23 protein-coding genes are annotated in these 24736 nt (G+C 29.0%); 13 read left to right on the top strand and 10 right to left on the bottom strand.

The genetic code is table 11. The annotated features are described in order from the left end of the window. Nucleotides 1–11: 11 nt before the first annotated feature. Genes smpB through sstT form a run of 9 tightly spaced genes read right to left on the bottom strand, consistent with a single transcriptional unit; the run spans nt 12 to nt 8594 of the window. Entirely contained in the window at nt 12–467 is a 456-nt protein-coding gene (smpB, locus tag L8U04_RS00560) for an SsrA-binding protein SmpB (RefSeq protein ID WP_039668585.1), read from the bottom strand. Further along, on the bottom strand, nt 467–1222 hold the full coding sequence (locus tag L8U04_RS00555) for a 4-(cytidine 5'-diphospho)-2-C-methyl-D-erythritol kinase (RefSeq protein WP_263709182.1): 756 nt from the start codon (nt 1220–1222) through the stop codon (nt 467–469). The genes smpB and L8U04_RS00555 overlap by 1 nt, the downstream gene beginning before the upstream one ends. After that, nucleotides 1219–1446: a carbon storage regulator CsrA gene (csrA, locus tag L8U04_RS00550; protein WP_012661763.1), complete on the bottom strand. Its 228-nt coding sequence runs from the start codon at nt 1444–1446 to the stop codon at nt 1219–1221. The genes L8U04_RS00555 and csrA overlap by 4 nt, the downstream gene beginning before the upstream one ends. Continuing rightward, nucleotides 1440–2258, bottom strand: coding sequence for a tRNA pseudouridine(55) synthase TruB (truB, locus tag L8U04_RS00545; RefSeq protein WP_263709181.1), 819 nt, complete (start codon nt 2256–2258; stop codon nt 1440–1442). Before truB ends, csrA begins: the two co-directional genes overlap by 7 nt. Then, a complete protein-coding gene (locus L8U04_RS00540) occupies nt 2255–4318 on the bottom strand; it encodes an ATP-dependent helicase (RefSeq protein ID WP_263659034.1) in 2064 nt (687 codons plus the stop codon). The genes truB and L8U04_RS00540 overlap by 4 nt, the downstream gene beginning before the upstream one ends. Then, on the bottom strand, nt 4315–4761 hold the full coding sequence (locus L8U04_RS00535) for a hypothetical protein (protein WP_214134720.1): 447 nt from the start codon (nt 4759–4761) through the stop codon (nt 4315–4317). Before L8U04_RS00535 ends, L8U04_RS00540 begins: the two co-directional genes overlap by 4 nt. Beyond that, complete coding sequence (locus tag L8U04_RS00530) at nt 4754–6475, bottom strand: M3 family oligoendopeptidase (RefSeq protein ID WP_263709180.1); 1722 nt, start codon at nt 6473–6475, stop codon at nt 4754–4756. Before L8U04_RS00530 ends, L8U04_RS00535 begins: the two co-directional genes overlap by 8 nt. 4 nt (nt 6476–6479) lie before the next feature. Then, nucleotides 6480–7358 (bottom strand): aspartate carbamoyltransferase catalytic subunit, encoded by an 879-nt coding sequence (locus L8U04_RS00525; RefSeq protein ID WP_263709179.1) that lies wholly within the window; start codon nt 7356–7358, stop codon nt 6480–6482. A 9-nt stretch (nt 7359–7367) separates the two neighbouring features. Then, on the bottom strand, nt 7368–8594 hold the full coding sequence (sstT, locus tag L8U04_RS00520) for a serine/threonine transporter SstT (RefSeq protein ID WP_263709178.1): 1227 nt from the start codon (nt 8592–8594) through the stop codon (nt 7368–7370). Between the two features lie 129 nt (nt 8595–8723). On the opposite strand from sstT, the gene metK reads away from it, so the two are divergent. Next, nucleotides 8724–9917: a methionine adenosyltransferase gene (gene metK, locus L8U04_RS00515; protein ID WP_263709177.1), complete on the top strand. Its 1194-nt coding sequence runs from the start codon at nt 8724–8726 to the stop codon at nt 9915–9917. A 10-nt stretch (nt 9918–9927) separates the two neighbouring features. On the opposite strand, the gene L8U04_RS00510 is transcribed toward metK, so the two are convergent. After that, nucleotides 9928–11250 (bottom strand): apolipoprotein N-acyltransferase, encoded by a 1323-nt coding sequence (locus L8U04_RS00510; protein ID WP_263659037.1) that lies wholly within the window; start codon nt 11248–11250, stop codon nt 9928–9930. Here L8U04_RS00510 and yajC point away from each other — a divergent pair. From yajC to L8U04_RS00450, 12 genes are read left to right on the top strand one after another with little or no spacing between them, the layout of a single operon-like run. Next, the gene (gene yajC / locus L8U04_RS00505) at nt 11220–11495 is read left to right on the top strand and encodes a preprotein translocase subunit YajC (RefSeq protein WP_039618686.1); all 276 of its coding nucleotides are present in this window, start codon (nt 11220–11222) and stop codon (nt 11493–11495) included. The genes L8U04_RS00510 and yajC overlap by 31 nt on opposite strands. Next, a complete protein-coding gene (gene secD, locus L8U04_RS00500; RefSeq protein ID WP_087689307.1) occupies nt 11488–13068 on the top strand; it encodes a protein translocase subunit SecD in 1581 nt (526 codons plus the stop codon). The genes yajC and secD overlap by 8 nt, the downstream gene beginning before the upstream one ends. Further along, nucleotides 13068–14039 (top strand): protein translocase subunit SecF, encoded by a 972-nt coding sequence (secF, locus tag L8U04_RS00495; protein WP_220566868.1) that lies wholly within the window; start codon nt 13068–13070, stop codon nt 14037–14039. Before secD ends, secF begins: the two co-directional genes overlap by 1 nt. A gap of 2 nt (nt 14040–14041) precedes the next feature. After that, entirely contained in the window at nt 14042–14383 is a 342-nt protein-coding gene (locus tag L8U04_RS00490; protein ID WP_133318707.1) for a DUF6394 family protein, read from the top strand. Between the two features lie 8 nt (nt 14384–14391). Next, nucleotides 14392–16821 (top strand): leucine--tRNA ligase, encoded by a 2430-nt coding sequence (leuS, locus tag L8U04_RS00485; protein WP_263709176.1) that lies wholly within the window; start codon nt 14392–14394, stop codon nt 16819–16821. Further along, a complete protein-coding gene (gene lptE, locus L8U04_RS00480) occupies nt 16818–17315 on the top strand; it encodes an LPS assembly lipoprotein LptE (RefSeq protein ID WP_133318709.1) in 498 nt (165 codons plus the stop codon). The genes leuS and lptE overlap by 4 nt, the downstream gene beginning before the upstream one ends. Then, the gene (locus tag L8U04_RS00475; protein WP_263709175.1) at nt 17316–18683 is read left to right on the top strand and encodes a hypothetical protein; all 1368 of its coding nucleotides are present in this window, start codon (nt 17316–17318) and stop codon (nt 18681–18683) included. Between the two features lies 1 nt (nt 18684). Beyond that, nucleotides 18685–19854 carry a Mur ligase family protein gene (locus L8U04_RS00470; protein WP_263709174.1) on the top strand — a complete coding sequence of 390 codons (1170 nt, stop codon included), beginning with the start codon at nt 18685–18687 and terminating at the stop codon, nt 19852–19854. Next, nucleotides 19841–20752 (top strand): M23 family metallopeptidase, encoded by a 912-nt coding sequence (locus L8U04_RS00465; RefSeq protein WP_243705623.1) that lies wholly within the window; start codon nt 19841–19843, stop codon nt 20750–20752. The genes L8U04_RS00470 and L8U04_RS00465 overlap by 14 nt, the downstream gene beginning before the upstream one ends. Further along, on the top strand, nt 20680–21084 hold the full coding sequence (locus L8U04_RS00460; RefSeq protein WP_263660127.1) for a bactofilin family protein: 405 nt from the start codon (nt 20680–20682) through the stop codon (nt 21082–21084). The genes L8U04_RS00465 and L8U04_RS00460 overlap by 73 nt, the downstream gene beginning before the upstream one ends. Continuing rightward, a complete protein-coding gene (locus L8U04_RS00455) occupies nt 21074–24013 on the top strand; it encodes a DEAD/DEAH box helicase (RefSeq protein WP_263709173.1) in 2940 nt (979 codons plus the stop codon). The genes L8U04_RS00460 and L8U04_RS00455 overlap by 11 nt, the downstream gene beginning before the upstream one ends. Next, nucleotides 24010–24690, top strand: a complete 681-nt coding sequence (locus L8U04_RS00450) for an endonuclease III domain-containing protein (RefSeq protein ID WP_263662500.1) — start codon at nt 24010–24012, stop codon at nt 24688–24690. Before L8U04_RS00455 ends, L8U04_RS00450 begins: the two co-directional genes overlap by 4 nt. Nucleotides 24691–24736: the final 46 nt, after the last annotated feature.

Genomic DNA, 24736 nt, shown 5'->3' with positions numbered 1-24736 from the left:
AAAATCCTTTTTTAATAATGATTTTTCATAGCAGCTCTTGCTTCAAGATCTGCTTGTTTTTTCTTTAAGCTTTCTCTTTTATCGTGTAAGTTTTTTCCTTTGGCTAAGGCTATTAAGACTTTTGCTTTATTTTTTTCATTAAAATAAAGTTCTAATGGCACTATAGTAAAGCCTTGGGTGCTAATTTTACCAAAAAGCCTATCGATTTGCTTTTTATGCATTAAAAGTTTTCGCGCACCTTTTTCATCATGCTTATAAAAAGAATGTGTAGTGCTAAGATGAGAAATATGAGCATTAAGTAAGAAAATTTCACCTTTGATAATACGCACAAAAGAATCTTTCAAATTTGCTCTACTAGCTCTTAATGCCACTACTTCAGAACCTTTTAAAACAATACCTGCTTCAAATTTTTCCAAAATTTCATAATCAAAAAAAGCTTTTTTGTTTTTTACTATAGTTTTTTTCATCATTTAGCCTTAAAAACTCCACTTCCACTTCCACTTAAAAAATAAGCCTCATTAAGAAAAGTTTGCATTTTAGGATAAATTTTTACACAAGGAGCAAATAAGTCGTTTAAATCAGTATTTTTATACTCTAAAATTTCACTTGTTTTGAGTGTTTTAAGTGTTTTGGCTAAATTTAGATTCGCTGTTAAATCATATGAACTTTCATCAAATGCTTTATATACTTTTGCACTTGAGCATTCAATAGCTGGAAAAGTAAAATCAAGTTGGGCAAAATCATCTTCAAAATATTCTACAATCTCGCCACACCCGCTAACATTTGCACTATTATATCCGCTTAAAAAAAAGATTAAATCAGAGCCAAGTTTTTGGCAGATTTGTTTAAGTTGTTGTTGATTGAGTTTTAAATTTAAAGTTTCGTTGATCATTAATAAAAATACAACCGCATCAGTACTGCTTCCACCAAGGCCTCCGCCTATGGGAATGTTTTTGATAAGCTTTAAACTTTTGTCTTTAAAAAATTCATTTAATTCATTAGAAAAACCTAAATTTTCTAATTCTTTATAAGCTTTGTGTATGATAGTATCTTGAGTAAAATTTCCAGTGATTTCAAACCCTTCTTTGGTTTTTTCATCACTAAAGCTTAACTCATCAAAAATATTTTTTAGTAAAATAAAGCGTGATTGTAATAAATGATAAGATCTTAAATCAATTCCTATGATTTTTAAAAAAATATTAGCTTTTGCGTAAGCTTTCATTTTTTAAGCTTTTTACTCAGATCGTCAAGTTTTATCGTTTCATCGCTAATTGCATGTAAATTTTCACTTTTTACTTGCTCGATAAGCTCTTTGCGTAGTATCATTAAAGACTTTGGAGCTTCGATGCCTATTTTAGCATAGCCTTTGCCTGTTTGAACTACTTTGATTTCTATATCATCTCCGATTTTTATACTTTCATTTTCTTTTCTTGATAAAATTAACATTTTAATACCTTATTTAAATAATATTGCACTTGATTATCTTGGATAGAAATGATAGAAAAAAAATCTTTTTCTTCTAAAATATAGCTACCTTCTTCTTGAATTTCCAAATCGTCCAAAAATATTTTTTGTCCATTGTGTAATTTTTGGGGGTATTTTATCGTATTTTTTCTAAGATTTAAATAAGCTAAAGGATTTAACTCTTTTTCATTCTCATAAAAAAACCTTCCCTCGCTTAAACGCTCCAATGAGCTTAATGTGGCTTTAATACCAAGTTTTCTAGCAAATAATTCACAATAAGAGCGTATATAAGAACCCTCACTAACTGCTATTTCTATGGTTAAAAAGGGGTGGTTATAGTGTAAAATTTTAGTATAAAAAATTTCCATAACACAGGATTTTAAATTGACTTCAAAACCTCTTTTTGCAAGCTCATAAGAGCGCACCCCATCTATTTTTTTTGCACAAAATGCGGGTGGGGTGTAGGTGATTTTACCTAAAAGTTCATTTTTAATTTGTTCTAAAACTTTCTCTTCAAAAGCATTTATAAGATTGATTTCTTTGATATTTTGATTATCAAGGCTTAGTGAATGCGCGCCTAGCCAAAGTGTTGCTTTATAAACTTTTGGATTTTTATCAAAAAAACGAAAAAGTTTTGTGTATTGATCAAAGGCTATGAGTAAAACACCTTTTGCAAAAGGATCAAGTGTTCCTGAAAAACCTGCTTTTTTATTTTTATATTTTTTCTTGAGTTTGCCTAAAAAAGCATTAGAACTCATACCGCTTGGTTTATAAGCTACAAAAAGTTTATTCATATCACTTTTTCCACAAAACTTGACATTATCATTCTTTCTATGCCTCCAAAATTAATCGTGAGTTTTTCTTCAGCACCTATTTTACTTACCCCAGTGACTCTGCCTATGCCAAAAATTTTATGTTTGATTAAATCGCCTTTTTTGTAGCAATTTTTTTGATGATCTAGTGTTAATTCTTTTTTGATTACATTACTCTCACCAAAAAATCTACTTTTTTCTAATCTTGTGCGACTTCCTTTATAAAATCTAGAATTAGCATAACTTAAATAAAGTTTTTTCTTGGCTCTAGTGATTGCTACATAGGCAAGTCTTCTTTCTTCTTCTATATTGCTTGATTCGCTAGTGAGTGGGAAAAATCCTTCTTCTAAACCTATGATAAAAACATAATCAAACTCAAGTCCTTTGCTTGCATGAATACTCATAATACAAATACTTTCTTTATCAAGTCCATCTTGCTCATTAAGTAAAGAAATTTCATTTAAAATATCATCTAAGCCATTATAATTTCCATGAGTAATTTTATCTTTTAAATTAGCATAAAGTTCATCTATATTTAAAAGTTTATCTTCGCCCTCTGGATTATCTTTGTAAAATTCTTTGATTTTAAATTCTTCTTCTAAGGCTAAAATCATTGCAAGCAAATCATCTTTTTCTTTAATTTTGTGTATGCTTAGTATGAATTTTTCTAACTCTTTGTCTGTTTTTTTACTAAAAAAACCACTTCCTTGCAAAGCACATAGACTTTCAAATAAAGACAAATGATTTTCTTTAGCATAATTTTCTAGCTTTTCTAAACTTGCATTACCAAAGTTTCTTTTAGGGCGGTTGATAATGCGTTTAAAAGAATAATCATCATTTAAATTTGAAAGCAATCTTAAATAAGAAATAATATCTTTAATTTCAGCTCTTTCATAAAAACGAATTCCACTTAGCAACTTAAAAGGAATTTTTTCTTTGCTAAAAGCTTCTTCAAGAGCACGAGATAGGGCATTTACTCTATAAAGTATGGCTATTTCACTAGGATTAATCCCAGAGTTTAAAAGTTTTGAAACTTCTCTTGCGACCTTAAAACTTTCAATTTTTTCATCATCATTTTGTAAAATTGTAATTTCTTCGCCCTCATCTTTGGTACAAATCAAAGTTTTTCCTAATCTTTTTCTATTATGTTCTATAAGCTCATTTGCAGCTTGCAAAATAGCGCTAGTTGAGCGATAATTTTGCTCTAGTTTGACTAATTTTACATTGTTAAATTGTTCTTTGAAATTTAAGATATTTTCTATTTTAGCTCCACGCCAACCATAAATACTCTGATCATCATCACCCACCACGCAAATGTTTTCATGAGACACGCAAAGTTTTTTTAGAATTTGATATTGTAAGGCATTGGTATCTTGATACTCATCTACTGTTATATAGGTATATTTTTGACTTTGCTCTTGTGCAAATTGTTCATCTTCTAAAATTTTATTAGTTAGCATGAGTAAATCATCAAAATCCATGAAATTATTTTGGATTAAAAAATGCTCATATTGCTCATATAAATGAATGATTTCTTCGTAATTTTTGTTTTTTTCATCTTTTAAAAATTCTAATTCTTTGCGTATTTCTTGAGCGCTTTTGCTTTGATTTTTAAAATTTGAAATATAAGCACCTATGCTTGCTAAAGAGCTTTGCAAATTTTCGCTAGCTAAATCTTTTAGTATTTTCTTTTTATCATCTGTATCAATAATGACAAAATTATTTGCTCTATTAATTCTTTCGCTATAAAGTCTTAAAAATAACAAACCAAATTTATGAAAAGTACATAAAAGGGGATTGTGTAAATTTTGATCTTGCAAAAGTGCTAAGGCTCTTGTTTTCATTACATTAGCAGCTTTATTTGTAAAGGTTAGCGTGAGGGTATTTTGTGCAGGAATACCCACATGATCGATTAAATAGGCAAGTCTAGTGGTAATGGTTTTAGTCTTTCCACTACCTGCACCTGCTAGTATTAGCATAGCTCCATCAATATGCATGATAGCTTCTTTTTGGCTATCATTTAAACCTTCAAAAAAACTCATTTTTTAAATAAATCTTTATTGTTAGGATTATTTAAAAAAGCATTCATAGATTTTTCTTTTAATTTTTGATCATTTTGCTTTTTGAAATAGTTTGAAAAATTAACAAAAATGATATTATCTTCAACTTGAATTTGAGTAATTGCTCCTAAATCCACTTTCACAAAGGTTGCAAAATCATCAGGTCCAAAACCCGCATGAAATTCTATATGCTCATTTGTTAAAACTATGGACTTAAAAGTATAACCACCAAGTGCAAAAAGACAATAAGGATTTTTACTCACTATATCTAATTCTGGCGGTAAAGGAGGTTCTAGTGTAACAAATTTAGTATTTACAATGATATTAAACTCAATATCTTCTTGGATTAAAATTTGTAAACATTCATAAATGCTTTTTTGCATTAAACTTATAAAATTTTTATTATTTAAAATTTTATCAATCATTGCTTAGCCTTAAAAATTCATCTACTAGTATTCTAACTTGCTCTAAGCCTATATTCCAAAATTCATCACTTTCTATATCAAAGCCAAACATAGCTACAAGTTCTTTTGGACTTTTACTTCCCCCACTACTTAAAAACTCAATATAAATTGAGGTAAAATTAGAGCATTTGCCACTTTTATATAGACCATAAAGTGCTAAAACTAAAAGTTGTGCATAAGCATAAGCATAGCAGTAAAATGGAGAGTGTATAAAATGTGGTATATAAGAATACCAAAGGCCATAGTTTTTGGTTAAAACTACACTATCTTGAAACATTTTTCTTGATTCTTCAAGCCAAATTTCACTTAGTTCTTGAGCGCTTAGTTCTTCTTTTTTAGCATGAAATCTGCGTTCAAAAGTGGTAAAATTAATTTGTCTATAAAGAGTAGCAAAAATATCTTCAATTTTTGCTGCATATAAAGATAAAAGCTCTTCTTTGTCTAAATTTTCTTTAATATAATCAAAAATCAACATTTCTGCAAACACTGAAGCAGTTTCTGCTGTAGTTAGAGGTGTATCTTGATTTAAAAAACTTACTTTATAAGAAAGTTTTTGATGTATAGTGTGGCCTAGCTCATGTGCTAGGGTGAAAAGATCGCGTCTTTGGTTGGTATAGTTTAAAAGTATGAAAGGATGACTTAGCGGCGTGCTTGAGTGAGAAAATGCTCCACTTTGTTTAAATTCTTTAGGATAGATATCAATCCAATTATTCTCAAAAGCTTCTTTTGCTATCATATAAAAATCTTTAGAAAATTTTTCAAAGGCTTTTAAAACGATATCCTTTCCTTGATCAAAATCAACTTGCATTTCTTTTCCAATAGGCGCATAACGATCATAATCTTTTAGCTTTTTATACCCTAGAATTTTTTTCTTTGCATTATAAAATTTAGAAACAATATCAAAGCTATTCTCGCTAGCACTAATAAGCGCATCAACACTTTTTTTAGAAATTTGATTTCTTATATGTCTTGGGGTTTCTGGACTTTCATAAGATCTTAACTCACAAATATTAGCAAGTTCACTTTTAATCATATTAAAAATATATACTAAAAGCTTGTTTTGTTTTTTTAAAGTTTTGCTAAAGCATTTTGAAGCTTTTTTTCTAATGCTTCTATCTTTATCATAAAGCTTGCTTAGAATTTCTTCCTCACTTAATTTTTGTCCTTCAAAATTAAATTTTAAAGCACTAAAGGTTTCATCAAATAATCTTGCAAATGCATTTGAACCTGTACTTGATAGAGTTAGGATAACTCTTTCTTCTTTTTTAGAAAGATTGTGTTTTTTGTGTTTGATAAGATTATTTAAATAAAACTCATAATCTTTGCAAAATGTGATGAAAGTTTTACTTTTTTCTTCTTTTAACTCGCAAAATTCAAGTTCAAAAAATAAAAGATTTTCTTCTATTTTTTTACTTAAATTTTCATATTTTGCATAAAAAGCACCTTTGGTAGTATCTTGAGCAAAATTTAAATACACATAGGTTAGTATGTGAGAAAGTTTTAAGATTAATTCTTCATAGTTTTTTAAAGCTTGCAAGAATTGCTCATTGCTTAAACTATGAAGATTATTTTCATATTGTTTTTTAAATTCACAAGCTTCATCTTTGGTTTTTTGTAAAAAAAGATTTAATTCTTGCTCATCTTTAAATAATGTACTTAAGTTCCAATTTTGCATGATTTTAGCTTTCTAAAATGAGTTTTTTTAATACAGCCATTCTAATGGCAACACCATTTTTAACTTGAGTTAAAACCTTACATCTTTTATCAGCCATTACTTCATCGCTAATATCGATATTTCTATGTACAGGACCAGGATGTAAGATAATGAGATTTTTATCTTTTATTAAATCTTTGCTAATACAAAAATCATTTGCATAATCTTTAAGCGATGCATAGGTTGGAATATTGTGTCTTTCAGTTTGTGTTCTAAGACTCATGATAATATCTACATCATCAATAACTTCTTTTAGTTTATTTGTTTTTTTAATAGGATAATTTGGCATAAAATGAGGCGGGGCCACTAGGGTAATGTCTATACCAAAACGAGGTAATAATTCTAAATTTGAAGCAGCAACGCGTGAGTTTTTAATATCTCCTACTATTGCTATTTTTTTACTTTTAACATTATAATCAAAATGCTCCATTATGGTAAAAAGATCAAGTAAAGCTTGGGTAGGATGAGAGTGTTTACCATCACCTCCATTAACTATAGGACAATGAGTATAATTTGCTAAAGTATGAGGCACACCTGAGTTTTTGTGTCTAACTACAATAGCACTTGGTGCCATTGCATCTAAATTCGCAGCAGTATCAAAAAGTGTTTCACCTTTGCTTGAACTACTTCTTGAAACATCTAATTTTAAAACTTTAGCACCTAGTCTTCTTGCGGCTGTTTCAAAGCTTGATTGAGTGCGTGTTGAATTTTCAAAGAAAATTGTTGTAACACTTTTTCCTTCTAAAAATGTGCGCGGTTTTTCATCCAAAAATTCTTTTGCTTCTTTAAATAAAGCCAAGATTTCATCATTGTTAAAATCTTTTGTAGTAATTAAATGCCTCATAAGTCCTCCTTAAATTTTTAAATTAAGCTCATTATCTGAACAAATAGCACTAAATAAAACATCTGTTGAGCTATTTAATGCAGTTTCAACACTATCTTGGATAACCCCTATGATAAAACCAACCGCAACTACTTGCATAGCTATGTCATAATCAATATTAAACAAAGAGCAAGCAAGTGGTATAAGTAAGAGTGAACCCCCAGCAACCCCGCTAGCTCCACAAGCTGCAAATGCAGCTAAAACACTCAAAAGCATAGCTTGTAAAAAATTTATTTCAATACCTACTGTGTGAGCTGCCGCAAGACTTAATATGGCTATGGTTACAGCTGCCCCTGCCATATTAATCGTAGCACCTAGTGGAATAGAAATGCTATATAGGTTATTATTGATATTTAATTTGGAGCAAAGTGCCATATTTACAGGAATATTTGCTGCAGAACTTCTTGTAAAAAATGCAAAAACAGCACTATGTTTTAAACAAATAAAAATCAAAGGATAAGGATTTTTCTTTGTATAAGTAAAGACAATTAAAGCATTAATCACAAAAGCTACAAAAAACATAGTCAAAACTAAAATTATTAATAATTTAACATAACTAAAAAGTCCTGCTGCTCCTGTTTGAGCAACTGAATTAGCCACAAGTCCAAAAATTCCAAAAGGAGCAAGCTTGACTATAAATTTAACAATTTTTAATACACCCTCGTTTATATCAGTAAAAAGTTGTTTTGCATCATTAGAGCAATGTCTTAGAGCAAAACCTCCACCAATAGCCCAAGCTAATATGCTTAAATAATTTCCTGAAGATAAGGCATGGATCGGATTGTCTACTACTTGAAATAGTAAGGTTTTAAATACTTCGCCTATATGCGCAGGGCTTGTAGTGGAAGCTTTTTCAACATCGGTTAATACTAATTCTACAGGAAAGATAAAGCTTATACTAACTGCACTTAAAGAAGCTAAAAAGGTTCCAAAAATATACAAGAAAATAATGTGTTTTATTTTCTCACTTCCATGATTAAATTCTTTTGTGCAAATAGTTGTTAAGATTAAGATAAAAACTAAAATCGGTGCTATAGCTTTTAAAGCTCCTGTAAATAAAGCACCAAAAATATTTGCAAAAATAGCTAAATCTTTAGAAAAAACACCTACTAAAATTCCTAAAACAATACCTATGCAAATTTGTAAAATAAGATTTCCATCTTTATAGCGTTTGATTGCATAAGAAAATAAACTCATTTCTTACCTTTTTTGTAGTGATAAATTTAAATTTATTCTAGCAAAGTAAAGCTTAAATAAGCTTTTTGATTTTTAAGTTAGCTTGTGTTAAAATAAAGCTAGAATTTTTTATGATAAGGAATATAAAATATGTATTTATTTACTTCTGAAGTTGTTAGTGCAGGACATCCTGATAAATGTGCTGATATTATAGCTGATTCTATAGTTGATGCCTTTTTAACTCATGATAAAGACTCAAGGGTTGCTAGTGAGGTTTTTGTAGCAGGAAATAAAGTAGTAATTGGTGGTGAGATTAAATCAAAATATAAACTAGAAAAACAAGATTATGAAAATATTGTAAAAAAAGCTCTAGTAGATATTGGTTACAATGGAAATCCGCATTTTAGCAAAAAACAATGTTTGCACCCTGATGATTTAGATGTAATGGTATTTTTAAATGAGCAAAGTCCTGATATCAATCAAGGTGTTGATCAAGAAGATGGAGAGATTGGAGCAGGTGATCAAGGTATAATGTTTGGTTTTGCAAGCAATGAAGCAAAAGAATATATGCCAGCAGCTATTTCTTATGCTAGAATGCTTTGTGATAAAGTATATGAGTTTGCAAAAAACAATCCTGATAAACTTGGAGTAGATATTAAAACTCAAGTTACAATTGATTATGCAAATAAAGAAAATTTTGAAAATTGCAAACCTCAAAGTATCCATACTATTGTAGTTTCAGCTCCTTGTGTTGAAAGTATGAAAATAGAAGATTTAAGAGCTTTGGTGATGGATTTGATTTTGGATTCAAATTTACCAAAAGAGCTTTTTTGCCCAGAAAAAACAAGAATTTTAATCAACCCAACGGGAAAATATGTAAATCACAGCTCATTACATGATAGTGGTTTAACAGGAAGAAAGCTTATAGTAGATAGCTTTGGTGGCTATGCTCCAATAGGAGGTGGTGCACAATCTTCTAAAGACTATACTAAGGTTGATAGAAGCGGACTTTATGCTGCAAGATGGCTTGCTAAAAATATTGTAGCAGCAGGGCTTGCTAAAAAATGTATAGTACAACTTTCTTATGCTATAGGTGTGGCTAAACCAACTTCTGTAAGTGTGGATTGCATGGGAACAAATACAAGATTAAATGATGATATTTTAAGTGATTTTGTGATGAAAACTTTCCCATTAACTCCAAATTGGATTAAAAATAAATTCAATCTTGATAAACCAAGTAAAGATACTTTCATGTATGCTGATGTAGCTGCTCGTGGTCAAGTGGGTCAAGCTGATTATCCTTGGGAAAAATTAGACGCACTTGATGAATTTAAGGCATTATAAAATGAAGCTTTTAAGCTTCATTTTGCTTTAAAAGTTTTTCTTTTATCTTTAAAATCAATATCTCTTTTGGCTTAATTACCGCATTTTCTTTTCCATTAACTGCATGATATATGCTTACATTATAATTATTTGCATAAAAACGCATTAGAAAATTTTGTAATTTATACTCACTTGAAAAATTAAACCAAGCATTGTTTGAAATAGCGATGATGATTTTTGAGTGTTTGTAAAGTTTTTCTTTTGTAGCTTCAAAGCAGATAGCATTAGTGATGAGCTGATTATTTAGAGTGTATTGATTTAATTCTTTTCCTTTTGAAAATTCATCAATATTTAAAAGATATTTTTTAAAAAAGTTTTTAAATATAGGAATTTCTTCTCCAAAAGGTACAAGATAATGTTTGTTAAAAACTTGTATGTTGCCATTGTCAAATACATAAGTACTATTGTATAGATGATTAGGTGTAGTGCTTATAGCACCTGTGATGATGATGATTTGTTTTGATAAATCTTTTAAGGCTTGTAAATAACTTGGTGCTTTATTTAATGCAAAAGCAAAAGCAGTTTCAGGAAAAATAATTATTTCTTTACCTTCTTTTATAGTCTTGTTGATTTGATAAAATATATCTTTAGAATGAGTTTGTAAATTTTCTTGTATGAATTTTTGATCTTGGGAGATATTAGTTTGGATTAATTTATAGTCTAAATTTAGCGTTTGCGATTGTTTTTGATTATATTGAGCACCGATTAGAATAAGGATTAGAATAATTGCTATTTTATAATATCTTGAAATATATTTTTCATAATAAAAATAAGCAATCAAAAACATAGCTATAATACCTTGGTAACTTGCATCAAAGATTCCATATACACTTAAAACACCCCAATTTAGCCAATCAAAGCCAAAAGGATGAATAAAACAAAGTAAAAAAATTCCACAAAGTCTTAAAAAATCATATTTAAGAAAAAAACATATAAAAAACAAAAATCCATAAATTAATCCAATTAAGATAATTTCTAAAGGAATTAAATAAGCTAAATTAAAATAAATTGATGATAAACCTATCCACCAAAACCATAAAATTCCTATAAAAAAACCGGTGTAAAAATATCCTGCTTTACTTTTGTTTCTTAGTAATAAAATTAAACCATATATGCTTAAAAACGGTGAGATAAATTCGAAAAGTAAATTTTCAAAAAAAGAAAAATAAATAAAATTTGACAATAAAAGTGCAGAAAAAAAGGCTTTTATTATTTTAAAAGTGGTAGAATTAGAATTTATGAACTTAAAAAAAAGGGGAAGAAATGGCAGAAAACGGAAATATTTGGACTTCATTGTTGCCTCTCATTGTGCTTTTTGCGATTTTTTATTTTTTGGTTATTAGACCACAACAAAAACAAGCAAAAGACCATAAGTTGATGGTTTCATCTTTAGAAAAAGGAGATAAAATCATCACAAATGGTGGGATAATTTGCGAGGTGGTAAAACCAGAAGAGGATTTTATCAAAGTTAAGCTTAATGATGAAAATGTAGTTGTAAAAATTTCTAGAGATTTTATAGCAAAGAAAATTGATGCGTAGTGGAAAAATTACTTATAGAAGTATTATTTTCTTTGTAGTTTTTCTTATAGGGCTTGTTTTTTCTATACCTTCTTTTATGCAAACCCAAAGTGGTGCTAAGATTAACCTAGGACTTGATTTGCAAGGCGGTTTGCATATGTTATTAGGTGTAGAAGTAGAAGAGGCGGTTAAGTCAAAGGTTAAATCCATAGCCTCTTCTCTTAGCTATTCTATCAATAAAGAAGATATTATTGTTGATAAAATCAAAGTAAATGATACTAGTATTGAATTTAGTTTATTAGATGAAAATGATGTAGCTAAGGTTGATTTGTTATTAAAAGACATTAAAGGCTTGGCTGTCACACATGAAAATTTACACTACACACTTTCTTTAACCCAAGAAGAAATCAAACTAACTCATGAACAAGCTATTTTACAAGCTGTAGAAACTATTAGAAATAGACTTGATCAATTTGGTCTTGCAGAGCCAAATGTAGCAAGATCAGGTGAGGATAAAATTTTAGTCGAACTTCCAGGTATTAAAACTGCTGCAGATGAGGCTAGAGCTAGAGAGCTTATCGCAAAAGCTGCACATTTACAATTAATGGAAGTAGATGATGTTAGAATGGATCAGGTAAATAATCTTACTCCAGCTCAAGCTGCTGAATATGGAGATTTAATTTTTGAAGATGCAAAAAATCCTCAAATTAAATATCTAGTAAAATCTATACCTATTCTTGATGGTTCTATGCTAACAGACGCAAAAGTGGGTTTTGCGCAAAGTAATAATCTTCCTGTGATTAATTTCACCTTAAATTCGGAAGGTGCTAAAAAATTTGGAGACTATACAGGAAATAATGTAGGCAAACGCTTAGCTATAGTTTTAGATAATAAAGTATATTCAGCTCCAAGAATTAATGAAAGAATAGGTGGAGGTAGTGGTCAAATTAGTGGTAGTTTTACCGTTGAAGAAGCTCATGATGTGGCCATTGCTTTAAGAAGTGGGGCACTTTTAGCACCGGTTAAAATGCTTGAAAAAAGAAGTGTTGGACCATCTTTGGGTGCTGATAGTATTAAAATGAGTATGATAGCCCTAGCAGGTGCTTCTATATTAGTTATTGCATTTATGGTGATGTATTATGGTATAGCAGGAATTTTTGCTAATATTGCTTTAGTGGCAAATATTTTAGTGATTATTGCTGTAATGGCTATGTTTGGTGCAACCTTAACTTTACCTGGTATGGCAGGACTTGTGCTTACTGTAGGTATGGCAGTAGATTCTAATGTTATTATTAATGAAAGAATTAGGGAATTATTGCGAGAGGGTGCTAGCATAAGGCAAAGTGTTGAAAATGGCTATAAGCATGCAATGAGTGCGATTTTAGATTCTAACATTACTTCGCTTATTACTTCAGTGGTACTTTATGCTTATGGAACAGGTGCGGTAAAAGGTTTTGCGGTGACTTTAAGCATTGGAATCTTAGTTTCAATGATTACTTCTATTGTTGGAACTCATGGTATGTTTGAAATGTTTATGAACCGTATGGAAAAAAGCAATAACACAAGATTATGGTTTGGATATAGGAGACCTTAATGCAATTTTTTAGTCAAAAACATATTTATGATTTTATGAGAATGAGATTTGCAGCCATCTCTTTGTCTTTTATTTTATTTTTTGGTTCTATTTTTATCCTTTTTACTAAGGGTTTGAATTTTGGTATTGATTTTACCGGTGGAACTTTGGTACAGCTTCAATATGAGCAAAAAGCACCCTTGGCTGAAATTCGTAAAGCTTTATCTATAAATGAAAATTTAAAAGGAGCTAGTGTTACCGAATTTGGTAGTGCTAATGAAGTTATTATTCGCTTTTCAGGAAGTAGCGATAGCTTGGGAAGTGATATTGGAGTAAGTATTGCAAATTTGTTAAAAGATACAGGTAAATTTGAAGTGCGCCGCGTGGATGTAGTAGGTCCAAAAGTAGGAGATGAACTGCGTAACAAAGGTCTTATGGCGGTTGGAATTTCTTTGATTGCTATTTTGATTTATTTGGCAGTGAGATTTGAATGGCGTTTTGCTATGGCTTCTATTGTGTGTGAAATTCATGATATAGTCATTACTTTAGGCGCTATTGCATTATTTGAAATAGATGTAAATTTAGATATTTTGGCGGCTGTTTTAACTGTGCTTGGATATTCTTTAAATGATACGATTATTATTTTTGATAGGATTAGAGAAGGTGTTAAAACAAGTAAAAATTCAAAACTTGATTTAATTATTAATGAATCAGTTTCTGCAACTTTATCAAGAACTACTTTAACAACAGGTTTAACTTTAATCACTGTTGTAGTGCTTTATTTCTTTGGTGGATCTATGATAGAAGGTTTTGCTCTAACTATGATAGTGGGTATTGTGGCAGGTACTGCAAGTTCTATATTTGTAGCAAGTCCAGCACTTTTATGGTTTAAATTTAGTGTTACGCAGTATCGTCAAAAAGAATTAGAAAAAGTAAAGAAAAAACAAGAAAAAGAGAAATTAAGAGCGATGTATGAAAAAGGAACGGTGTAAAAATGAATTGGGGTAAGGTTATTTATATCTTTTTTGCTCTAATGAGCTTAACTACAACCGCAGGATTTTTATATGATCAAAATGAAGTTGCATTATTTATTGCAGCTTGTGTGAATTTAATTTCTACTTTATTGAAAATCGGAGTTAGAAATTTCTTAGCAGCTGAATTATTTGCTAGTTCTTTAGTGGCTGATTTGCATTTAATTCCAGCTTTTGCTTTAATACAAATTAATCCAGAGGCTAATGTTATGGTTTATACTTTAGCAATTGGTGCTTTGATAGCTAATATCTTTTCAATGATTTTAGTTATAGTTGATTCAGTAAAAAGTCAAGAAGAAAATTAGGAGTTAAAATGGCATATGAGGCAGGTAAAATAGAAAAAAAATGGCAAAAAATTTGGCAAGAAAAAGAATATTTTGAGCCAAAAGATGATTTTTCTTTACCAAAAAAATACATTTTATCTATGTTTCCATATCCAAGTGGTAGAATTCATATGGGACATGTGAGAAACTATAGCATAGGTGATGCTATGGCTAGATATTATAGAAAAAAAGGTTTTAATGTCTTACATCCTATAGGTTTTGATAGTTTTGGTATGCCTGCTGAAAATGCTGCGATAAAACACGGTATTCATCCTAAGAAATGGACTTATGAAAATATTGATTATATGCAAAATGAACTTGCTTCTTTGGGCTTTTCCTTTTCTAAAAAAAGAATGTTTGCTACTTCTGATCCTTTATATACTAAATTTGAGCAAGAATTTTTTATCAAAATGTATGAAAAAGGACTTGTTTATACTAAAGAAGCTGAAGTTAATTGGTGTGAGAATGATAAAACGGTCTTAGCAAATGAGCAAGTTGAAGATGGCAAATGTTGGCGTTGTGGACATGAAGTCATTAGAAAAAAAATGCCAGGATATTATGTAAAAATCACTGCTTATGCAGATGAATTATTGCAAGATCTTAAAAAATTAGAAGGAAAATGGCCAAGTCAGGTTTTGACTATGCAAGAAAATTGGATAGGTAAAAGCACAGGGCTTAGTTTTGATTTTGATATAGAAGAAAATAATAAAATCAGTGCAAAAAAGATCAATGTTTTTACAACAAGAGCTGAGACTATTTATGGAGTATCTTATATTGCTTTAGCACCTGATCATGAAATAGTAAACGAATTAATTGATAAAAAATTACTAGATCAAGATACTATCATAAAAATTCAAAATATACAAAATCAAACACCCCGCCAAAGACAAGCTGCGCCAAAAGAAGGATATTTTTTAAATCTTCATGTAATCCATCCACTAAGTAAAGAAAAAATTCCTTTATGGGTAGCTAATTTTGTTTTAAGTGATTATGGTAGTGGGGCTGTTATGAGTGTGCCTGCTCATGATGAAAGAGATTATGAGTTTGCAAAAACTTATAATTTAGCTATAAAAAAAGTAATTTATAAAGATGAAAATGACGCACAATGCTACACTTTAAAAGAAGGTGTTTTAACCAATAGTGGCGAATTTGATCAATTAGAATGTGATGATGCTAGAGAAAAAATTAGTTTAAAAATTGAATCTTTGGGTATTGGTAAAAAGGTTACCAATTTTAAAATTCGTGATTGGGGTGTTTCTAGACAAAGATATTGGGGTGCTCCTATACCAATGATTAAGTGTAATTCTTGTGGCATAGTTCCTCAAAAAATAGAAAATTTACCTATTACCTTGCCTGAAGATGTGATTATAAATGGAGAGGGAAATCCACTTGATAAGCATGAAATATGGAAAGAGTGCATTTGTCCAAAATGTGGTAAAAAAGCACAAAAAGAAAGCGATACTTTAGATACTTTCTTTGAAAGTTCTTGGTATTTTGCGCGTTTTGCAAGTGATGATAAAACATGGCAAGAAAAAGCGGTAGATGAAAAAAGTGTTAATTATTGGATGAATGTTGATGAATATATTGGTGGGATTGAACATGCGATATTGCATTTACTCTATGCTAGATTTTTCCAAAAAGCACTTAGAGATTTGGGTTATTTAAAAGATGATGAGCCTTTTAATAGACTTTTAACCCAAGGAATGGTCACTAAAGATGGTGCTAAGATGAGTAAATCTAAGGGTAATGTAGTAGATCCTGATTATATTATAGAAAAATATGGAGCAGATAGTGCAAGATTGTTTATATTGTTTGCTGCACCACCTGCTAAAGAACTTGAATGGAACGATAGTGCGCTAGAGGGTGCGTTTAAATTTATCAATAGACTTTATGAAAAGGCTATGAGTTTAGAATGTGGAAAATTACAAGAAATTGATCATCAAAGTTTAAATAAAGAAGAAAAATATGCTAGATTAAAAGTATATGAAGCTTTGAAAAAATCTTTTGAAGTTTATGAAGAAAGTTTTGCCTTTAATACCTTAATAGCTGCATGTATGGAAGCTTTAAATGCCTTAAATGCTATAAATCATAAAGAAGTTTTAAAAGAAGCTTTTTATATTATTTTAAATATTTTAGAGCCTATTATCCCTCATGTTTGTTTTGAGCTTAGCGAGCATTTGTTTAAATGTGAAAATTTTAAAGTATTAAAAATAAAAGAAGAAGTTTTTGTAAAAGATAGTTTTAATATAGCTATTAGTGTTAATGGTAAAAAAAGAGCACAGATTGAAATAAATTCAGAGGCTAAAAAAGATGAGATTTTAGTTTTGGCTAAAGAAAATGTTGCAAAATGGCTAGAAGGAAAAACCATTGTAAAAGAAATTTATATTGATAAGAAATTGGTAAATTTGGTGGTTAAATGAAAAAATATTTAATATCTTTTTTTGCTTTTTTTATTATATCTTGTGGATATATCCCATCATCTCAAATGGCAAGTAGGGTTTTGGGTGAAAATGTATTTTTGAAAATCAATATTAGTAAACAAGATCCCGAAAATAGTGTTTATATAACAGATATTTTAAGAGAAGCTATGCTTAATAAGCTTGGCAGAAAAGTCACAGATGAGCATAATGCAGATAGTTCTATTATAGTTACGATGAAAAAGTTAGAATTTCATCCTATGGTGTATGATAGAAATGGTTATGTGGTTAATTATAAAGCAGAGCTTTACTTGGAATTTCTTATGCGTTATAAAAATGGTAAAGAAGAAGTTGTAAATACCAAGGGAAGTTATAATTTTGATATTAATCCAAATTCTATTATTAGCGATCAAGCTAGATTTGAAGCAATTAAAAATGCATCAAGTGAAGCTTTTGATGAATTTGTTTCTATCATAGCTATTAGGGGTTATAAATAAATGGCAAGTCATATCAATGAGATTGCAAAAGAAACATTGATAAAATTAAAAGAGCGTAAGTTGCATCCAACTCCTGAAAATTATAGTGAGGTATTTGAAGAATGCGCTAAAAAAGCGGGTGTGATGAGTTTTAATAAAGCAAGGATAGAAAAATATACTAATCTTTTAGATGATATTTATAAGCAAGAGCTAAAAGGAAAAAGCATTCGAACTATTGATGAGTTTTTGATGTTTTTAGTTTCTAGGCTTAATAGGCAAGTAAGTAGAAAATATGAAGATGTTTATGCTTTGCTTGATTTGATTGTACAACAGCTTAGTATTAGCAAAGATAAAAAAATCAAAGAACTAGCAAAAATTACTCAACACAGATTATCTCAAGCTATGGATTTAGAAACCATATATCTTTTAAGGGCTAAATGGAGAGAGCTTGAAAAATCTTATGAGGATTATGAGCTTTTAAAAAAATTAGAAGAATTTAATATTCGAGCGTTTTTGGATTTTCACACTTTAGTTGAAAAACTCATTGTTATGTTAAAGGAGAGATCTTATGAGAAGCAGGCTGAACTTTTACTAGCTTCTTTGGAGTCTTTGTTTGGAGTAAGTAAAGAGCTTGAGCAGTTTAAACAAAATTTAAAAGAAAATCCTAAATTAATTGCCAGGAAAGAATTTGCACATGAGTATTATTTAATGTTGCAAAAAAAAGAAGCAACAGATAAATATTATATACAAAAAAACCTTTCTTTTTTTAATCAACACTTAGAAAGCTTAAATGAAATGGTATCAAAGCTTTATGATAACAGCCAAGAAGATGTGAAATTTATTAATGCTTTAACTAAAGATGAAAATGGTAATGTTCAAATTAATTTTGATACACTAAAAGATAAACTTTTATATGCAAACGAGCAAATAGCGCAAATTAAAACTCAAATTCAAGCTACAAGTGACGATGAGCAAAGAGAGCAGTGGAGTCTTGCTCAAGAACTTAAAAAACTTGATGAAAACTATAAGCTTTATGCTGTTAATTATGCATTATGTTTTTTTAAAATTAATAATATAGAGCATGTTATTAATGTTTATGGTGTTGATAGTTTTAAGGCAATTAGTGGAAAGTTTAAAAAGATACTTAAAGATTTATGTAAAGATATGGGTGAAATTTGGATTTTAGATGAAAGTTCTTATTTGGTTATACTTCCAGGTAAAAATTTAGAAAGTGCTCAGATTTTTATAGAAAAAGCCTTAAAGCTTATAGATGATTATAAATTCATTTATAAAGAAGAAGTAGTTAAACTTATTTTATCATCTTCTTACATAGAAAAAAAAGAATTTCCAGATGGCGATATTTTAAAAGAATTAATCCAAAAAGCTTAGCATGAAATTTCAACAAATACTTTCACAAAAAACTATGTATGTGCAGAAAATTAGTAGATTTTTTATGTTTAGTATGTATGAGAAGTATAAAAAATTTATTCCAAAAACTAAAAATATCCAAATTATTGGCACTAATGGCAAAGGAAGTACGGGTAGATTTTTAGCGCTTTTACTTTTAGAGCAAGGATATAAAGTAGGTCATTATACAAGTCCACATATTTTTGAATTTAATGAAAGATTTTGGTTAAATGGCAAAATTGCAAGCAATGAACTTTTAGAAAAAGCGCATGAAAAACTAGAAAGTGTTTTTTTGGAAGATGTAAAAAAACTTAGTTATTTTGAATACGCTACTTTTTTAGCTTTTTTTATTTTTAAAGATTGTGATTATGTGATTTTAGAAGCCGGAGTAGGTGGGGAGTATGATGCGACAAGTGTTTTTGAAATAAATTTTAGTATTTTTACTAAAATAGGATTTGATCATCAAGATTTATTAGGTAAAAATTTAGAAGAAATAGCAAGAACAAAATTAAAAGCCATGAGTGCCAAAGCTTTAATTAATCATAAGCAAGAAGCAAAAGTATTAAATTTGGCTCAAAAAATAGCAAATTTAAAACAAGCTAGTTTAAGTATCAGTTTGCTAGAAAAAAATAATTTTATTTATCCTTATGTGCAAGAATATATTCAAAAGCACAATTTTGCAACTTTTTTAAAAGATAATCTTTTTTTAGCTTTAGAAGCTTTTTCTAAAATTTGTGTTAAAAATGAAAAAGAATTAATTCAAAGTATCAAAAATCTACCAAAACTTGATTTAAAAGGAAGGTGCGAGCAAATAAGTCAAAATATTTTTATTGATGTAGGACATAATGAAATGGCGGCTTTAGCTTTAGTTGAAATTTTCAAGGAAAAAAAAGTTCATTTAGTTTATAATTGCTTTTTAGATAAAGATTCTTATAAAATTTTAAAGGTTTTAAAACCTATAATAAAAATAGTTGAAATTTATGATTATGAAAGTAAAGATAGACCTTTGGCGGGTTCTGTTTTGCTAGAAAATTTAGAAAAATTAGATATTGTTTATCAAAAATTTGAACAAATAAAAAAAGATGAGTTATATTTAGTTTTTGGTTCTTTTGTATTGGTAGAAAAATTTTTAAGAGGCTATAATGAAAGATAAATTTACGCTAACTATTACAGATGTAAATGGTTCTAGACATTTTTTATTAAGTCAGATTATAAAAAAAGTAATAATTTATTTTACTACTTTTGTTTTTGTTGTTATAGTTTTAGGTGCTTTATATATTAATTATCTAGCAGATAAGCGTTCAGAGCTTTTAAAAGAACAAGAAATATTATCTTCAAAGAATACTAAATTGTTTTCTCAAAATGAGAGTATGCAAAAAAGTTTAGAAGAAAAAACAGCCTTATATGATGAACTCCAAACCCAACTTGCAGATATTGAGGATAATTTAGGCTTAAAACAAGATGAAAGTTTAGATATACCAGAAAGATTAGAAAAAGTCAAACTTACTAATGATCAAGCTTATTTATTTTTAACACAAATTCCAAATGGTCATGTGATAGAAGATAATGGAGTCACAGGTAATTTCGGATGGCGTCATCATCCTATATTAAATAAAAAAGAATTTCATCCAGGTATTGATTTAAGAGCAGCTTTAAAAACTCCTATTTATGCGCCTGCAAATGGAGTGGTTGAATACGCTGCATATAGCAATAATGGTTATGGTTACTCAGTGATTTTGATCCATAATTTTGGTTTTAAAACGGTTTATGCGCATATGACGCGTCAGGATGTTGTCAAAGCAGGGCAATTTGTAAAAAAAGGTGATTTGTTGGGTTATACGGGAAATACAGGTCTTTCTACGGGCCCGCATTTGCATTATGAGGTTAGATTTATTAATAAACTTTTAGATCCTAAGATTTTTATAGATTTAAACCGAAAAAACTATGAACAAATTTTTGAAAAAGAAAGGAGAGTGCCATGGCAATCTTTAATAAAGGCTCTATTGCTGCAGTATCCGAAACTACAGTCATTTCAAACGGAGCAAAAATAGAAGGAAAATTTTATTTTGATTCTATGCTTCATTTAGATGGAGAAATTACAGGAGTAATTAATTCTTCTAATGTGATAGTGATAGGTAAAAGTGGTGTTTTAAAAGGACAAGTTAAGGCAAGTAAAATAGTAATCAATGGAGTTTTTGAGGGAGAAATGCAAGTTGATTCTTTAGAAATTTTATCCGGCGGTGTACTTAATGGTAATATCATAGTTAAACAATTAAGTATTGAAAATGGTGGGAAATTTAACGGAAGTAGTAAAATAATTGAAAAAGAAGAAGAGCTTGCAACTATTGATGTGAGTATAGAAAATTCAGAAAATGCAAGCTAAATTATATGAATATTTATTAAGTAATAAAACTGAGTTAATAATTTGTGAGAATGATAAAGAAGCAGATGAATTAGCTCAAGTTTGCTTATTTTTAAAATTAAAAACTTTTATTTTACCTGATTTTAGAGCAGAATTTGGTAGCGATTTACGCTCTTTTTCTAAAGAACTTTTTGAAATTTGTAAAGTATTAAATGTTTATCATAAAGAAAATGAAAATAAAATTTTAATATCTCCCATAAAAACAATTTTGCAAAAATTACCAGGTAAAAAGCATCTAAAAAACATTATTCTTAAAAGAAATTCACTTCTTGCTTTAGAGAAATTTAAAGAAGAAATTTTACATAGTGGATATGAGTTTGTAGATATAGTTCAAGATAAGGGTGAAATTTCAATACGCGGGGATATTATAGATATTTTTGCGATTAATGAAGAACAACCTTTTAGAATTTTACTTTTTTCAGATGAGATAGAAAGTATAAGATATTTTGATATACATACACAAAAATCAATCCCTACTGAACTCTCCAATATAGAAATTTGTCCTTTTTTGAGTGCTTTTAGTCAAGAGCAATATGAAAATTTACAAGAAAAAATTCAAAATTTCCAAAGTCAAAGCATTATAAATGATGTTAATTCTTTAGGTTTTTGGTGTGTTGATGATTTTTGTGATTATTTAGATTTAAATTTTGTAAGCATAAAAAAATTTGATGTAAATGATTTTGAAGAAGATATTAGTAAAATCAATCAAAATATTTTACCTGAACCAAAATTTTATAAAGATTTGGTAAGTTCTTATAATTATGATTTTTTCACTTTTCACAAAGATAAAAAAATTACTATTTTGGCAAAAAATGAAGCTTTGTTTAAAGCTTTAAATTTACAAGAATTTTCAAATATTAAATTAAAAATATCCCAAGAAAGAATTAATTTAAGTACTCAAGATGAGCTTATCATATCTTTAAATAAAAAAGAAAAAAATAAAAGAGTTAGAAAAGCAAGTTTGGTAATAGATGAGCTTAGGGTTGGGGATTTTGTTGTGCATGAAGATTATGGTGTAGCTAAATTTTTAGGTCTTGAGATTATTGCAATAGCAGGAGCAAAAAAAGAATTTGTCGCTCTTGGGTATTTAAATAACGATAAGCTTTTATTGCCTGTTGAAAATTTATATATGATTGATAAATATATCGGTGCAAGTGGTGGCGTGCCTTTACTTGATAAGCTTGGAAAAGGAAGTTTTTTAAAAATCAAGGAAAGATTAAAAGAAAAATTATTTGCCATTGCTTCAAATATAGTTTCTTTAGCAGCGGCTAGAGCTTTGATAAAAGCAAAAGAATTAAAAATTTCTCAAGAATTACAAGATGAATTTATCAATAAGGCAGGATTTTTTTACACTAAAGATCAAAGTCAAGTTTGTCAAGAAATCACTCAAGATTTAAAAAGTATGCAGGTGATGGATAGGCTTTTAAGTGGCGATGTGGGTTTTGGTAAAACAGAAGTTGCTATGAACGCTATATTTACTTGTGTAAAAAGTGGTTATACGGCTTTATTTTTTGTGCCAACTACTTTGCTTTCAGCCCAGCATTTTAAAACCTTAAAACGAAGATTTGATTCTTTTGATATAGAGGTTTTTAAGCTAGATCGTTTTACTAGTGCTAAAGAAAAAAAACAAGTTTTAGCATTTTTAAAAGAAAATAAGCCTTGTGTAGTGGTTGGAACGCATTTTCTTTTAGGGGTTGAGTGTGAAAATTTGGGTTTAGTCGTGATAGATGAGGAGCATAAATTTGGTGTAAAACAAAAAGAAAAACTCAAAGAACTAAGTAAAAATTCACATATTCTATCTATGTCAGCAACGCCTATACCAAGAAGTTTAAATCAAGCTCTTAGCTCTTTAAAGTCATATAGTGTTTTACAAACTCCACCTGAGGATCGTTTGGATGTGCGTACATTTGTTAGAGAAAGTAATGACGCTTTGATTAAAGAAGCTATTTCAAGAGAATTAAGAAGGGCAGGACAGATTTTTTATATACACAATCATATAGCAAGTATTGATGGGTGTAAAAAATATCTTTTAGATTTGTTTCCAAATCTAAAAATTTTAATCTTGCATTCTAAAATTGATGCAAAAACTACTGAAGAAGAAATGATTAAATTTGAAAATAAAGAATATGACTTATTGCTTTGTACTTCTATAGTTGAAAGTGGTATTGATTTAGCAAATGCAAATACTATTATAGTAGAAAATTCAGATCGCTTTGGTATGGCTGATTTGCACCAACTTAGAGGAAGAGTAGGGCGTAGTGCTAAGCAAGGATATTGTTATTTTTTGATTGAAGATAAGGAAAAAATCACAAAAGATTCTTTAAAAAGACTTATGAGTTTAGAGAGCAATTCTTATTTAGGCTCAGGAAGCGTGCTTGCTTACCATGATTTAGAAATTCGTGGGGGTGGAAATTTATTAGGTGTGGATCAAAGTGGACATATAGAACAAATTGGTTATAGTTTGTATCTTAAAATGTTAGAAGATGAAATTAATAAGCTAAGTAAAAAAGAAGAAATTAAAGAGAAAAAAATAGATCTAAAGCTTAATATCAATGCTTTTTTAAATAGTGAGTATATTAGTGAAGATCGTTTGAGATTAGAACTTTACAGAAGACTTAGTAAGTGTATGAGTGCTAATGAAGTTTATGAGATAGAAAGTGAGATGAATGATCGTTTTGGAAGGCCTGATATCTTCACAAAGCAGTTTTTGGATTTAATTATCATAAAAATTTTAGCTAGCAAACATTATAAATTAGTGAGCAATTATGAACAAAATATTTGTTTTGTAAAAGATGATGAGAGCAAAGAAGTCATTAAAGCAAAAAGTAAAGACGATGATGATGTAATTGAGGCTATTTTGATGCATTTAAGAAAGAGTGAAAAAGCATGAGTGGATATGAAATTTTTAAAGCTTTAGTTAATGCAAATATTGTTTATAAAGATTTTGAATGGCTAGAAAATAATACTTTAAGTGAGTTTGAAATTTTAATTTCTGTAGTTTTAACTCAAAATACAAACTGGAAAAATGTATTGAAAGCTTTGATAAATTTAAAACAAGCAAATATTACCAAGATAGAAGATTTATCAAATTTAAACACTCAAGATTTAGCGTTTTTAATAAAGCCAAGTGGATTTTATAATACTAAGGCAAAATATATTAAAAATTTTACTCAAAAATATTTTCAATACTTTAATTCTTTTGAGCTTTTTAAAGAAGAAGTTGATAGAGAATGGCTTTTGGATATTAAGGGTTTTGGTCAAGAAAGTGCTGATGGAATTTTAAATTATATATGCAAAAAAGAAGTTTTAGTAGTTGATGCTTATAGTGCAAAAATAGCTAATTATTTAGGCTATGAGTGTCAAAGTTATGATGAGTTGGCAGATTTTTTAAAAAAAGACATAGCTAAAAATCAACAAGAATTGTGTGTTTTATTAAAAAAAGAATGTAAATTATATGAGCTTTATCAAATTTTTCATGCTTTGATTGTTTCTTTTTGTAAAACACATTTTCAAGGTAAAAAACTTTCAGAGGATGGTGTGCTTATTCTAGATCCTTTAAAATTTTAAATTTATTTTTTATTTAAAAAGTTATTTTTTTTACGATTAAAGTGCT

Origin of the sequence: Campylobacter sp. IFREMER_LSEM_CL908 (assembly GCF_025771545.1) — a bacterium.
GTDB classification, from domain to species: Bacteria; Campylobacterota; Campylobacteria; order Campylobacterales; family Campylobacteraceae; genus Campylobacter_D; species Campylobacter_D lari_D.
Note: the sequence above shows the minus strand (reverse complement) of the source record. Positions and strands in the feature narration are given on the sequence as shown.